At 60.3% G+C, this 13078-nt stretch carries 11 protein-coding genes and 1 pseudogene; 6 read left to right on the top strand and 6 right to left on the bottom strand.

Going from position 1 to position 13078, the window contains the following annotated elements; genetic code table 11:
- Positions 1-39 precede the first annotated feature (39 nt).
- Both A3CW_RS49205 and A3CW_RS0140150 read left to right on the top strand, forming a co-directional pair.
- Positions 40-390: pseudogene (locus tag A3CW_RS49205) on the top strand (SRPBCC family protein); the annotation flags it as partial.
- Between the two features lie 291 nt (positions 391-681).
- Positions 682-1893, top strand: a complete 1212-nt coding sequence (locus tag A3CW_RS0140150; RefSeq protein WP_051482039.1) for a serine hydrolase domain-containing protein — start codon at positions 682-684, stop codon at positions 1891-1893.
- Between the two features lie 12 nt (positions 1894-1905).
- On the opposite strand, the gene A3CW_RS0140145 is transcribed toward A3CW_RS0140150, so the two are convergent.
- Positions 1906-2250 (bottom strand): cupin domain-containing protein, encoded by a 345-nt coding sequence (locus A3CW_RS0140145; RefSeq protein WP_028208568.1) that lies wholly within the window; start codon positions 2248-2250, stop codon positions 1906-1908.
- A 427-nt stretch (positions 2251-2677) separates the two neighbouring features.
- Between A3CW_RS0140145 and A3CW_RS0140140 the strand changes: the two genes are divergently transcribed.
- The 3 genes from A3CW_RS0140140 (at position 2678) to A3CW_RS52820 (ending at position 6764) form a co-directional block, all read left to right on the top strand.
- On the top strand, positions 2678-5617 hold the full coding sequence (locus A3CW_RS0140140; RefSeq protein WP_028208567.1) for a GH92 family glycosyl hydrolase: 2940 nt from the start codon (positions 2678-2680) through the stop codon (positions 5615-5617).
- Between the two features lie 136 nt (positions 5618-5753).
- Complete coding sequence (locus tag A3CW_RS0140135) at positions 5754-6176, top strand: RidA family protein (RefSeq protein WP_028208566.1); 423 nt, start codon at positions 5754-5756, stop codon at positions 6174-6176.
- A gap of 9 nt (positions 6177-6185) precedes the next feature.
- On the top strand, positions 6186-6764 hold the full coding sequence (locus A3CW_RS52820) for a hypothetical protein (RefSeq protein ID WP_028208565.1): 579 nt from the start codon (positions 6186-6188) through the stop codon (positions 6762-6764).
- A gap of 239 nt (positions 6765-7003) precedes the next feature.
- On the opposite strand, the gene A3CW_RS49200 is transcribed toward A3CW_RS52820, so the two are convergent.
- Complete coding sequence (locus tag A3CW_RS49200) at positions 7004-7372, bottom strand: MerR family transcriptional regulator (protein ID WP_035515375.1); 369 nt, start codon at positions 7370-7372, stop codon at positions 7004-7006.
- Positions 7373-7475: 103 nt separating this feature from the next.
- Here A3CW_RS49200 and A3CW_RS0140120 point away from each other — a divergent pair, with 103 nt between their 5' ends.
- Positions 7476-8396 carry an alpha/beta fold hydrolase gene (locus tag A3CW_RS0140120; RefSeq protein WP_028208564.1) on the top strand — a complete coding sequence of 307 codons (921 nt, stop codon included), beginning with the start codon at positions 7476-7478 and terminating at the stop codon, positions 8394-8396.
- Between the two features lie 218 nt (positions 8397-8614).
- Here the strand turns inward: A3CW_RS0140120 and A3CW_RS0140115 are convergent, their stop codons facing one another.
- The 4 genes from A3CW_RS0140115 to A3CW_RS0140100 all read right to left on the bottom strand — a co-directional run bounded on the left by A3CW_RS0140115 (position 8615) and on the right by A3CW_RS0140100 (position 13023).
- The gene (locus A3CW_RS0140115; protein ID WP_245623860.1) at positions 8615-10039 is read right to left on the bottom strand and encodes a phospholipase D-like domain-containing protein; all 1425 of its coding nucleotides are present in this window, start codon (positions 10037-10039) and stop codon (positions 8615-8617) included.
- Positions 10040-10406: 367 nt separating this feature from the next.
- Complete coding sequence (locus tag A3CW_RS0140110; protein ID WP_028208562.1) at positions 10407-11210, bottom strand: hypothetical protein; 804 nt, start codon at positions 11208-11210, stop codon at positions 10407-10409.
- Between the two features lie 43 nt (positions 11211-11253).
- Positions 11254-11790 carry an AAA family ATPase gene (locus A3CW_RS0140105; RefSeq protein ID WP_035515372.1) on the bottom strand — a complete coding sequence of 179 codons (537 nt, stop codon included), beginning with the start codon at positions 11788-11790 and terminating at the stop codon, positions 11254-11256.
- Between the two features lie 267 nt (positions 11791-12057).
- Positions 12058-13023, bottom strand: coding sequence for a GlxA family transcriptional regulator (locus A3CW_RS0140100; RefSeq protein WP_028208560.1), 966 nt, complete (start codon positions 13021-13023; stop codon positions 12058-12060).
- Between the last annotated feature and the right edge of the window lie 55 nt (positions 13024-13078).

The raw sequence follows: 13078 nt of genomic DNA, 5'->3' as shown, positions 1-13078 counted from the left end.
AATCTCGAAGTCGACTGATGGGCCGGCTGACAGCAGACTAGGGTCTGGACTGCCCTGACCGACCCTGCCATTCACGCCAGATGGTGGGCGGCTGGCGATGTTCGCGCGGTCGTCGGGCATCGCTTCACGCTGGATATGGGGCCGTGGGGCCTGCAGCCCTGTGAGGTCGTCGCCGTCGAGCATGAACGGCTGCTGTCCTATTCGTTCGCACCCGGCACGTTGAACACGACGATCACCTGGCGGCTCGCAGCCGAAGGAAGCGGTACCCGCCTGTCACTCGAGCACAAGGGCTTCGATCTCGATTCACCGCTCGGCAAGGCAGCCTTCCAGGGTATGGGCAAGGGATGGCCGGACGTCATTCAGCGGCTTCAGGACCTGCTGGGCGTGTGAGGCGCGATGGCGCGGGTGCTTGCCGCTAGTGCAACGCCCGTTACTGGCGCTGCGTATTACCTGGCAGTCCTGTAAAACTGCTTGATCGGCCCCATCGGATACGCCTGATGGGTCCGACCGTAGTCGACCCTGGGCGGACGTTCAGCGTGGCGCGGAGCCGAAGTACAAATGACAGCATTCGCCTGCCGAGCATGCAAACCACCGAATGTCCTTTCCCGCGCATGGGTTGATCGCGATCGCGAACCGGATTCTCCTAAGATAACGGCTAGACCTATCACGAAGGAGCCGTCTATGCCGCTCAGTCCAGCATCGTCATTGCAACCGTCCACCGATGCCGCGCCCGCCGAGCGTGTCGATGCGGTGCTTTCGCGGGCGATCGCCGCGCAGAGTCTCGTCGGTGCCGTAGTGTTGGTCGCGCGCGATGGGCGGCTCGTCTATCACTGCGCGGCCGGATTCGCGGACCGCGAATCGCGCGCGCCGATGCGCGAGGACACGCTGTTCAGGCTCGCGTCGGTGACGAAGCCGATCGTCTCGACGGCTGCAATGGTGCTCGTGGCGCAACGCAAGCTGTCGCTCGACGATGATGTCACCCGCTGGCTGCCCGATTTCCGCCCGGCGCTCCCTGACGGCCGCGTGCCCGTGATCACGGTGCGTCAGCTGCTTACGCATAGCGCGGGCCTTGGTTACCGCTTTGCGGAAGCCGACGCGAACGGACCCTATGCGCTCGCCGCTGTATCGGATGGGCTCGACGGGACAGCCATTACGCTAGGCGAAAACGTACGCCGGATCGCGAGCGCGCCTCTGCTATATGCGCCCGGAACGAGCTGGAACTATTCAGTCGCGCTTGACGTGACGGGCGCGCTGATCGAGGCCGTCTGTGGCATGCCGCTCGCCGATGCAGTCAGTGCGCTGGTGCTTCGTCCGCTTGGCGCCCGCGACACGGCATTCGTCGCGCTCGATCCCGCGAGGCTCGCGACACCGTACGTGAACGACACGCCACAGCCGCACAGGCTTGCCGAGAACGAGACCGTGCCTGTAGTGGAAGGAACGGTTGGGGTGACGTATTCAACGGCTCGCGCGCTCGACGCGCATGCTTTCGCATCTGGTGGCGCCGGCATGGTGGGCACCGCGGGCGACGTGCTGAATGTGCTGGACACGCTGCGCGCGGGCGGTGGGGCATTGCTTCCATCTGCGCTCGTGGACGAGATGGGGCGCGTGCAGACCGGCGCCTTCGATTTGCCGGACAGGCCCGGCGTTGGCTTCGGGATCGGCTTTTCGGTGCTGCGGGATCCCCGCGCAGCGGCATCGCCGGAATCGCCAGGGACGTGGCGCTGGGGCGGAGTTTACGGCCACTCGTGGTTCGTCGACCGCGCACGTGGACTGACGGTCGTCTCGCTGTCGAACACGCTGTACGAGGGCATGAATGGCCAATACACAATCGATTTGCGCGATGCCGTTTACGGCGCCGGACAACGAGCAGGCCTCGATTGCTCCGTCGTTTGAGCGGCAATGTAGTCACCCTTCCCGGGGAGCGTCACAGCGGATCGTCGTGGCATTGGCTTTTTCCACCGTCAGGTTGATCGAGCGTGCGCCGCCAGGACGAGTGCGGTGGCGCACGCCTGCGGGGACGGTCAGCAGCTGACCCGCGCGCAACTCCGTTGCCCCTTCTTCAAAATCAATGATCAATACGCCTTCGATTCCGATGAACGTCTCATCGGAATCGGGATGGAAATGCCAGAAGAACGGCACTTCCATCACGCTGACGTGAATGTCGTGATTGTTGACCGTCGTGACGACCTCATTGCGATAACCGTCGCGTAAGGCAGCTGTCATGGCCAGAAAATCAGTAGCTTCAATCATGCGCTCGCTCCTACCTGTGGGCGGATAAAAACGGTACGCATCGGTCGTTCCTGCTCGATGGCAGCAGCCTGATCGATTTGCACCTCGTCCAGCCGAGTTCGTTCATGCGATCCGAATAACCGGTTCGGGCACTTTTAGCGCAATTGCGCGCCTGCATGAAAATCTGACACGCGTGAACTCAGTCGTCTTCGCCGTAAACATGCTCGTACATGTTGGACCGATTATGCGAAGCGCCTAACATGCGAAGTTGCGTCAGGAGTTCGCTTGTTTAGTAATTTCTGATAAACACAAAACACCAATAGATAATCAATTGACGCCATTCAAATGTCTCGTATAGCATGACTTCGAGCCAGATACCACATGCTACCTGGATAAACAGGATAACTAAACAAAACCAGATACGCGTAGTAATACTCAGGAGACAGCCATGATAGATTTACGCCGTCTTGCGGCCGCCATGATCATCATTGGTTCTTTGGCGGGTTGTGGAGGAGGTAGTCCAGGCCAGTCCGGCTCCGCCGCTGTCGCGGCTGACCAGCTTCAGGGTGCAACTCAGGGTAGTTCCAGTGCCGGTTCCAGCAGTGCCAACGCGGCTGTCGCCGCGGCCGGGCAAATTCCCGCTTCAGATCATGGCACCATGCAATTGACGCGGTATGTCAACCCGTTGATCGGCACGTTGGCCAGCAACTCTCCGAACCCCGTGCCAGCAGGGCAGGCCGGCAGTGTGGTGCCGGCAGCGGGACTGCCGAACGGCATGGTGCAGTGGGCACCCGATACGAATACCACCTCGGCTCCCTCGAACAGCGCGGAGCCCGGTTCGCCGGCCGGTTACTACTACGACATCGGCTCGATCCAGAGTTTCAGTCTCACCCATATGAGCGGCGCCGGTTGTTCCGGAAATGACGGCGAATTCCCCGTCATGCCGACGCTCGATGCCACCAGGCCGCTCACGCAGACGTTTAGCCATACCAACGAGAAGTCAGTAGCGGGAGCCTATTCCGTAGTGCTCGATAACCAGGTTAAGGTCGAGTTGACTGCAACCCTGCGTACCGGCTTTGGTCGCTTCACCTATCCTGACAATCAGCCTTCGACGCTCGTGCTCAACACGACGTATACAAACACGCAGACCAGCGTAGCCGGCTCGGTCACGCAGGTCGACGCGAGAACCATTTCGGGCAGCACCACGGGTGGCCATTTTTGCGGTAATTCAACGAATGTCCCGGTGTACTTTTATGCGGAGTTCAGTCAGCCATTTGTAAAGACTTCATCCTTCAACAATGGCGTTGCCGTGATGAATTTCGGCAAAGGCGCCACTGTCATGATGAAGATCGGTATTTCATATGTGAGCATCGCAAACGCCAAAAACAATCTCCAGGAAGAAAACCCCTCCTGGGATTTTGACGGTGTCAGGAAGGTTGCCGATGCGATATGGAATCAGCGCCTCAACACCATTCAGGTAAGCAGTAGCGATACCACAGCGTTGACGAAGTTCTATACGGCTTTCTATCACGCATCATGGGCACCGAGCGTATTCAGCGATGTGAACGGTCAATATATCGGCTTCGACCAGAAGGTTCATCAGGTCAGCGCTGGCCATGCTGCGCAGTACACCAGCTTTTCGGGGTGGGACATCTATCGTTCGCTGATACCGCTCAAAGCCACGCTATTTCCTGAGGAAACGAGCGATATGGCGCAGTCGCTCGTCAACGATGCGGATCAGTGCGGGGCAATTCCGCATTGGGTGAACGACAACGTCGAAGACGGCGTGATGCCGGGCGACGCCGGCTCGATTATCGTGGCGGGCGCATATGCTTTCGGTGCGCGCAAGTTCGATACTGCGGGCGCCTTGAGCCATATGATCCAGATGGCCAACATTCCCGGCACCGCGTGCAACGGCGTGACGACCAATGGCGGGCGCGCCAGCTATCTACAGTTCGGCTACATCACGAACGGTGAATGGGGGCAGGCTTCGTCCACGCTGGAGTACGGCAGCAGCGATTTCGCGATCTCGCAGTTTGCCGGTGCACTGGGCAACACGGCGATCCGGAAAATGCTTCGTAGCCGCTCGGCCTACTGGCAGAACCTGCTCAACACTTCCTTGACGCCGCCTCTGATCGCCGCACGCAACTCCGACGGCACGTGGATTCCGGAGAACCAGGGCAGCACCGACAACTACGTGGAGGGCAACGCTGAGCAGTACACATGGATGGTGCCGTTCAACCCGACCGGGCTGTTCGCACAACTTGGCGGAAATACGGCGGTGGTGTCGCGGCTGAACACGTTCTTTACCGTGCTGAACGCGGGTACGACGCTGCCCAATTTCTATATGGGCAACGAGCCGACCTTCGAGGTGCCCTGGTTGTATAACTGGGCGGGTTCGCCGTCGGGTACGCAGAATGTCGTCCAGCAGATCATGGCGAGCGCCTTTGGCACGGGGCCGAACGGTTTGCCCGGCAATGACGACCTGGGCGCCGTGTCGGGCTGGTATGTGTGGGGCGCGCTAGGCCTCTATCCGGAGATCCCGGGTGTCGGGGGTTTTGCGATCGGCAGCCCGCAATTTTCCTCGATAGTCGTTCATCTCGGGAACGGCAAGACGTTGCGCATCAATGCACCCGGCGCGCCCAGCGCGAATTATGTGCAGGGGCTCACCGTCAATGGCAGGGCTCACAATAGTTCCTGGCTGGACGTTGACGCACTCGCCGACGGCGCGACGCTGAACTTTGCGATGGGTTCGTCACCTTCGCAGTGGGGCTCGAACCCGGCCGAGGCGCCTCCGACCTATGGGGTGCCGGTCGCACGTAACGTGGCGGATGCTTTCAACAATCACGGCATCAGTGCCGACGGCAGCACCGACACCGACGGCCTCGGTTCGGACTTCGACGGCTCTCTGTTCAGCTACTCGTCGACTGCCTTGGCGGCGGCCGGCGCGGCGCCGGGCAAACCGTTCGTCGTCGGCGGAGCAAGCTTCGTTCTGTCCGGTGGACCGCTCGACAACGCGGTCGCGGTAGGACAGACGATTGCGATGCCGCCCGGCACGACCGGTCATTCGCTGGTTCTGCTGGGTTCGGCCAACAACGGCCCCGGATCGGGCGCCGCGCTCGTGACCTATGCCGACGGCACGACCACGCCGTTCACGCTTGCCTTCGACGACTGGACCCTCAATGGCGGCGGCGCGGCTCCGGTGGACCCTATCGCGTTGACCACCGCGTATCGCAATGCCGGCAGCGGTTCGACCGACGGCGTCAAGACCTATCTGTTTGCGCAGTCGGTGCCGCTGACACCCGGCAAGCTGGTGGCGAGCGTCACATTGCCGAGACAGTCCAGCGAAGGCAAGTTGCACGTGTTCGGTATCGCGGCAGCGCCTTGAATACGTTGGGCGCCGCGCAGGCGGCGCCCAACGTGCGGCCTGGTACGACAGCAAGGGCATCGATCACCCGATATCGTCGATGCAGGCTGGTGGGCAAGCGCATAATCGGGAGCTAACTGACTACAGGAGTCCGCAAATGGTAGATGCAGTGAATCTTCCAGATGTCTGGTCGCCGTTCGGTGCGTTCTCGATGGCGGTTATTCAGGGCGACGGCCACGTGGTTCATTTGAAGGGCCAGGTATCGCTCGACCGGGAAGGGCGAGTCGTTGGACCCAACGACATGCGAGTACAGGTGCGCAAAGTCCTCGAAAATATTCGCGACGTGATGGCGGCGATGGGAGGGCAAATGACTGACGTGATTTCCCTCGTTCACTACGCGACGGATATCGACGCATTCATGGCTGCTGGAGACATTCGAAGTGAATTCTTCGATGCACCTTATCCGGTTACGACTACCGTTCAGGTCGAGCGCCTGTACCGTCTGGAATTGATGATTGAGATCACTGCGATTGCAGAAATCGCACGCTCCCGATTTCGCCGTCCGGGGTCGGACAACTGACACTCACCAATGGTCATCATGACACTATCGGCAGCGGAGACCGCGATGTGGCGGCTCGTGCAACGCTATACAGGGCGAGTCGGATACCGGCGGGGCGCAAAGGTCGAAGGGCTGTTGGAGAACCCTCCAGTCATCGACTGTTCCGGGTGGACTGGCCTGCTGCTTACCCAAGCCATGTGCGCGGAGAATAATGCGGCTGGCCATATCATGTTTAGTGATACTCATATTCGAACTATGCAAGCGTGCTCGGATCGCATCATTCAGGAAATCGCGGTTCGGACGGGATATACTCTTGCGGGATCCGAGATCAATGCATGCAGCCTTCCTCGATGCGCCACCATCGGGTTGAAGATGGGAGCGCCAGGTTGGGCGGCAAACCATCCACGGGTTCGCGGTGTCACCCACATCGTTCAGATCGTTCGTCGTCCAGAAGACGATGTGCCGTTCGTTTCGGAATCGTTCGGCGACCCTGTGCGGCCAGGAATCAGCCTGACGTCGCTTGCCGATTGGCTCGTGCGTTCACAGCCGCTTCTCCAGGCCGACGCATTGTGGGCCGTCGATGCTTTTCGCCTGGCGTCGGCAAATTAAGCGAGCGCACTGAAGGTCGGAACGTGCCGATTGCTGCGCGATGCGGCCGGCAGACATCGACCTTTCTCAGTCCTCGGACGGCTATTTGCGAGCGCCTCTAACACGAACTATTGCGGTCGTTCGTGGAAATATTTCTTGAGGGATGATCCGAAGCATTCGCCTCCACTCTCTATCGCAACACGTCAACTTGATGGGCGTCGTCCAGCGGCGATGCGTGAATACTCAAACGCACCCAGTTGTTAGAGCGGCAATGTCTCGTTGGTGTCGATCGCATTGAGCAGTCTGACAACGACTTCTCGCGTTTCACTGAGTTCGCGCAGCCGAACGTCGAGCTTTTCGACTTCGCCGCGCAGCAACGCGCGCGCTTGAACGCATGGATGAAACACAGGTTTTTCGCCGAGCACGCAAGGCAACAACAGCCGGATACTGCTGATCTTCAATCCTGCAGCGCTGAGCATGCGGATGCGCTGTGCGGCGTCCACTTCGTCGGGGCCGTAATCGCGGTAGCCCGAATCGCTCCTCTTCGGATTGAGCAAACCTTCGTGTTCGTAATACCGCAGCATCCGCTCACTGACGCCGATGCGGCGAGCCAGCTCTCCGATACGCATGACAACTCCCGAAAGATGCGCTTGACCTTGACAGCGATGTCAAAGTTTAACCTCTTTCGACCGGCCGGATTGTCCGCCGCTCCATTCGTCAGGGAACCAAAATATGACACCATCGAATGACACGTTTGACGGAACGTTTCCGTTTGCGCCGCGCTTCAGCGAGGTCGCCGGCTTTCGCATGCATTACGTAGACGAAGGACCCGCTGATGGCGAGGTCGTCCTGTGCATTCATGGGGAACCGACGTGGGGCTACCTGTTTCGTGATCTGATCGCGGCACTCTCGGGCAACTACCGTGTGATCGCGCCCGACCACATGGGATTCGGCAAGAGCGAGACGCCGGAACATCGGACGTACTGGCTGCAGGATCATATCGACAACCTTGAAAAGCTCGTGCTTGACCTGGATTTAAACGACATCACTCTCGTCATGCACGACTTCGGCGGACCCGTTGGCATGGGACTCGCCGCACGGCATCCCGGCCGCATTCGCCGAATCGTCAGCACGAACGGCCCGACGCCGTTTGGTCAAAGCACGTTATTCGACCGGCTGAACGCGAATGCCGCAGTCTCGCCATGGTTCCAGTGGGTCCTCCGCGCCCATTCGCAACGCCGTCTCGAACCCGTGCTAGACGAACTCGGCTTCAATATCTTGAGTACCTTGAAGCTAAACGGCTTCGAAAACCACGCGCGTATTAACGATACGTGGCTGCGTGCCTATGGCTCGCGTTTCGCCATGCCAACTGACAGTGCCGGTGCGATTGGTTGGGCAAAGGGCTTCGCGGTCGGGGCACATCGTTTCGAAGTGCCACACGCGATGGCACTCGACACGATCCGTTCAAAGCCGGCGCTCGCCATTTGGGGCGAGGCCGATCGCACGCTGGCAGCTGAACACTTTCTGCCGCTGTTCAGCGAAATCTTTCCCATGGCGCCGATTCACCGGCTCGCGGGAGTTGGCCACTACAGCCTCGAGGATGCGCCGCAGGAGATCGCCGAGCTGATTGCCACATTCTTGAAGGCCCACTAACTCGTGCTCAGCCGGTTCTCAAACCGGCTTGCTGCGTCCGGGATCGAGCGTTTCTATTTTTCTGGGCAGTTTGGTGCCGGTTCGAGTGTCGTAAGGTCCGAGGAGAGCGGCCAGTCGCTCGTGCTCTATCGAAGTCTGTTCATGGCCGACTACTGCGCGACACAGTGCGGACGGCGACCCGAACTGGCCACGTAGTTTAGCGACAGGGCACGCCGCGCTCAGAGGAAGTTCCTGAATAGCATCGTCACCCACCACCAGGCACCGCCGCAGCCGGCGGCCCGGCAGCGCGCATCGGGATCCGCCAGAAGGCGGCCATTGGCGTCGCTCACCGAACTTGAGTTGCGCAGGAAGTACGCCACGCTGTCCTGCAAGGGATCGAGCCCGTCCTCAGGGATATCTATCCACAGGCCGTTTTCGGTATTCAGGCGGGCCGACAGCGAATCGAAGTTGAAACTGCCGAGATAATATCGATGGCCGTCGATGAGGACCAGCTTGGCGTGCATCATGCGGTTCTCCTGGTCGGAATATTCGCGCACCTCGATCCCGGCATTCACCAAGCCGGGCAGATCGTCGGCATAGGCGCGCCCGACGGCGGGGAATTCCTGCGTGATGCTCGCCAGCGAGGCGCTCACCAGGATCACGTGGACACCTTCGCGCCGCTTGCGCTCAAGCGCCTCGCGCAGTTCCGGCACCAGGATCAGGTAGGGGTTGATGATCAGGATTTCGTGCTGCGCCGTATCGAACGCTTGTAGCATGTCCTGCAACGTGCCTGGCGAGCGCTTGTCGGGCCAGTCGTGGACATAGTGCAGGCGCTCGCAGGCGATCGGCATCCAGGCGGGATCAAAATACGCCCCGGGAGCGGGCGGAGCGGCGGGATCATTGGGCGTATCGGAGGCAGTTGGTGTATCGGTAGCGGCCAGGTCTGTCGCCTGGGCTGCAGCATCGAGCGGAGCCAGCAGCCATTCGCGCCAATAATGGATGCGCGCCGGGTCCAGCGTCGCATAACCCTCCGAGACGCGATAAGGACTTGCGACTTTGAGGAATTTTTCCGGCTCGGGGCGAACCACTTCCGGGCTATTCCAGAACAGGGCGAAATGCTGGTACATCGCGTGCAGGGAGGAAGCATCCTGGCCGGCGTCGCCCGACACCATCAGATCTCGCTCGCTGAGCCAGTTGCGGAAGCTCGCATCCCAGATCGAGGTACTGCCGATCACGGCCGTGTCGCCAACCAGGAACAGTTTGTCGTGCATGCGATGCGAAATCTCGACGAGATCGGATCGTGGATGGAAGATTCGGAGTTCAATGCCGGGAGCCACCTCGTGCAGGGCGACGATGAACTCGTCCTCGAACGGGTAGTGCGGCTCGGGGCCGATGCCGTCGATCAGCAGCTTGACCGGCACGCCTCGGCGCGCCGCCTCGACCAGATGACGCAACAGCAGGCCGCCGGTCTGATCGATTTCGAAGATGTAGGCGAGGATGCGGATCTGTTCGGTAGGCGTGGCACGGTCGACCAGCGCAATCCGCGACTGCATCAACTGACCGTCGTCAAGACTGGCGACCAGGTCGACACATTGCGCGTGGCCTTGCTGAGAAGAGGCAAACACGCATGCCAGAATGAGCGCCAGGCTTCTTGTTGCGGTCATGATGTGGCGAACTGGTTCGATGTGTCTCCGGCCCTACGTCCTTGAAGGTCTGGAAGGCTTTGTCGCGTAAGCGCGGTCAAGTAGCCCGCTGTTACTTCGAGAAGGTGAACAGAACGGCGAGCCTGCACATTCAGCACGCAGTGGACAGGACATCAGCGCAGTTGAAAGAATGGCTTTCCAGAATGTCCGATTGTCGCCGATCTATGAGCACTGTTCCAACGACCGCTCATGGCCGCACAGAGACGTTGCCGCATCGCAGGAGCTCGGCCAGCACGAACACTCAGGCGGTCCCGGCCCCGCTTACGACACAAGCGCCTACCTCTCATGATTCGGCCGCTGCCCGCCGCGCGTTTCCCGCCGACTTCAGTCAAGGCCCCGCATCCTCTGGCTTGGGGCCCCTGGCCTCAGCAAAGCGGCTTTGTACCGCGACGAGTTGGTCGTCAGTGGTCGCCACCAGCCACAACCGTGCGTGCTCCGCGATTTGGCGGTTGTGGTCCTTCAACGGGCCCATTGCCGCGGCAGACTTCCAGACCACGGGGCCAATTCGGCTACTCCTGCCCGATGGCGCACCCACCAGCAGGCAGTATGGCCCAAGAGGAAGCGAGACAAACGGCAGGGCCGGACTAGCGCGCGTGCGCCAGTCGATGAACGGCGCCTCGCTGATGAGCAGGGGCGTGGGCAAGCCGTAAAGCACACTGAAATCGTACAGCGCCAATTGCTCGCGCATGCCCGCGTAGATACGCCGGATATCGTCGACAACTGCAGCGCGGATTTCATCCTCGAACATGGGTTCTTGCGCATAGCGTGCGGCCGCCGCCTGGGCACTCAACTGATATGCGCTGAACAGGCCGAGTTCCATGCAGTCCTGCACTGCGCGCTGGACCTCTACGATAGTGCCGGCTTCCTCGGGCCTGCCTGACTGCGCTGCCCTCAAAAACCGGGCAAGCCCCGCCTCCTGGATCGCAGGGCCTTCCACAGGCGCATCGTCGTGAGCATCCTTGTCGAGCGGCACGTAAATGTATTCTTCGGCCGCGAAGCGCGACTTCTTGCCGTCGTCAAACTTGATTTCGCCATCGGTGCAGTCCAGATATCGAGTGCCGATTCGGCCATGCTCCCAAACCCAATTCTTCAGGAGAGGACGTAGCGGATGCAGTCTGTCTTGATTAGTCATTGGCGCCTCCAGGTGCCCCAGTATAGATCCACATGACCGCTTTCTACGTTGGGGAGGGGAGCAATCGACTCTCTGGAGATGACATCGAAAGGCGACGGATGATAGTTTCGACGGCCTGCTCGACCGAAACGTTGGCCGTGTCGACAACGAGATGCTCAGATTCCCATGCATCATATTGGCGTTCAAGCACGCTCTTCCACGTCGGCAGCTTGTGGCCCGGAATATCTGCTCGTCGTCCCTCGACCCTCGAACGGTGCGCCGTCGTATCAGAACAAATCAACTCAATCTCGAAGATCCGCACACCTGCTTCGAGCGCGACACTTCTCCAGGCGCTACGCGTCATACGCAACGAGTTGACCGAGTCGGCGACGACGGTCAAACCAAGGCGCAAATTATCTTTCGCAACTGCATATCCGGCCAGATATCCGGCAGGTCCGATATCCGCCGCTTCGCTCCCGGCCTCGATAAATGCCTGTTCCAACGTATCAATGCGCAGATAGACCGCGGTGAGTTTGCGAGCAAGTGTTTGCGCTATGGTTGTTTTTCCGGTGCCTGGTAGTCCTCCGAAGGCAATCAGCATTTTCGACGCTCTCCCTATTCGAATGTTGGCTGATTGTCGCAGGATTCCTGTCGCGACTTCCAGTGACCGCTCCTGGGCGCATAGAGTCGCACGCCGAGTGCGTCTCGGGCGCGCACTGTCACAAAAAAAAGCATAGGTCGCCAGCAGTGACACTGACAATCCAAATCTCCGGACACTTCAAACGGATCCAGTCGAGTCGTCATCTGGAGTGCGGCGCAAACGCAATGTCGAGTTGATATTGCCCACGGCCTGGCGCTGTACTTGCGTTCAGCGCGCATCGCGGCGCAATTCACGCACGCCTCGTCCGAGGCGTCTGCGAAGCAGTGTACGCAGCGTCACGCCATCGGCGTAGCCGACCTCAGCGGCGATCGCCTCGATATCCAGGTGAGTTGTCTGAATCAGGTAAAGCGCACGCTCGACGCGCAAATCCTGAAAGTACGACAGAGGCGATTTGCCGAGCACCGACTCGATACGACGCTGCAGGGTTCGCTTGCTCGTCGCCAGAGCGTCGGCCGCCGATTCCAGCGAAAAGCCTTCTGCTAGCCGCGAACGGGCCCAGCGCTCGAACCGTTCGACAAGTGGATCCGCGCGCGCCAGGTGCTCCGGGATCATATACGGCGCCTGCGACGGCCGCCTGTCTACCAGCATATAACGCGCGACGAGAGCGGAAAGCTCGGGGCTCGACTGACGTATCAACCACAGTGCGAGGTCGAGATGCCCCATTGCGGCTCCCGCTGTGACGAAATCGCCCGAGGGAACCAGCATTCTCGATTCGTCGAGACGTACGTCCGGATAGCGCTGGCGAAACAGGGGACTGAGCCACCATGTCGTCGTGGCATCGTGGTCCTGCAGCAGCTGCGATTCCGCCAGCACGAACGTGCTGATGCATGACGCCGCAATGCGCGAGCCACCGGCATGCCAGGCACGCAATCGGGCCATGGCGTCGACGACGTCGCGCCGCCCAAGGGCCGGCACCAGCTGCTCGGGCTGCTTCGTGCTCAGCCCAGGCAAGATGATCCAGTCGGACCCGTCGGCGGCGCTCGTCGCCTGAACCGACATCCGCATCCCGAGCGCCGTGCGCACCTGACGCTTCATTCCCACCACACAAACATCGAAAGGCTGCGCATGCGGATCTTGCTGCGCCGCCAGCTCGTTCGCAGTGTTGAAGGCATTCAGTACTGCAGTCAGGCCGGTATCGAACACGTTATCGAGGGCCAGGACGCTCAGCTTCATGGCGTAAACGCTATCAAAGTTGACATTTATCGCAATGGTACAGCGAAGACGCGGC

The sequence above is a fragment of the Paraburkholderia nodosa DSM 21604 genome (assembly GCF_000519185.1).
In the GTDB taxonomy this organism is placed as follows: Bacteria; Pseudomonadota; Gammaproteobacteria; order Burkholderiales; family Burkholderiaceae; genus Paraburkholderia; species Paraburkholderia nodosa.
Note: the sequence above shows the minus strand (reverse complement) of the source record. Positions and strands in the feature narration are given on the sequence as shown.

What these genes read in the sequence shown, in the direction of transcription:
- A3CW_RS0140135 (WP_028208566.1), top strand. Translation starts at nt 5,754, where the DNA reads ATGGTAGATGCAGTGAATCTTCCAGATGTCTGGTCGCCGTTCGGTGCG.
- A3CW_RS0140105 (WP_035515372.1), bottom strand. Translation starts at nt 11,790, where the DNA reads ATGCTGATTGCCTTCGGAGGACTACCAGGCACCGGAAAAACAACCATA.
- A3CW_RS0140100 (WP_028208560.1), bottom strand. Translation starts at nt 13,023, where the DNA reads ATGAAGCTGAGCGTCCTGGCCCTCGATAACGTGTTCGATACCGGCCTG.
- A3CW_RS0140110 (WP_028208562.1), bottom strand. Translation starts at nt 11,210, where the DNA reads ATGACTAATCAAGACAGACTGCATCCGCTACGTCCTCTCCTGAAGAAT.
- A3CW_RS0140120 (WP_028208564.1), top strand. Translation starts at nt 7,476, where the DNA reads ATGACACCATCGAATGACACGTTTGACGGAACGTTTCCGTTTGCGCCG.
- A3CW_RS52820 (WP_028208565.1), top strand. Translation starts at nt 6,186, where the DNA reads ATGGTCATCATGACACTATCGGCAGCGGAGACCGCGATGTGGCGGCTC.
- A3CW_RS49200 (WP_035515375.1), bottom strand. Translation starts at nt 7,372, where the DNA reads ATGCGTATCGGAGAGCTGGCTCGCCGCATCGGCGTCAGTGAGCGGATG.
- A3CW_RS0140150 (WP_051482039.1), top strand. Translation starts at nt 682, where the DNA reads ATGCCGCTCAGTCCAGCATCGTCATTGCAACCGTCCACCGATGCCGCG.
- A3CW_RS0140145 (WP_028208568.1), bottom strand. Translation starts at nt 2,250, where the DNA reads ATGATTGAAGCTACTGATTTTCTGGCCATGACAGCTGCCTTACGCGAC.
- A3CW_RS0140140 (WP_028208567.1), top strand. Translation starts at nt 2,678, where the DNA reads ATGATAGATTTACGCCGTCTTGCGGCCGCCATGATCATCATTGGTTCT.
- A3CW_RS0140115 (WP_245623860.1), bottom strand. Translation starts at nt 10,039, where the DNA reads ATGACCGCAACAAGAAGCCTGGCGCTCATTCTGGCATGCGTGTTTGCC.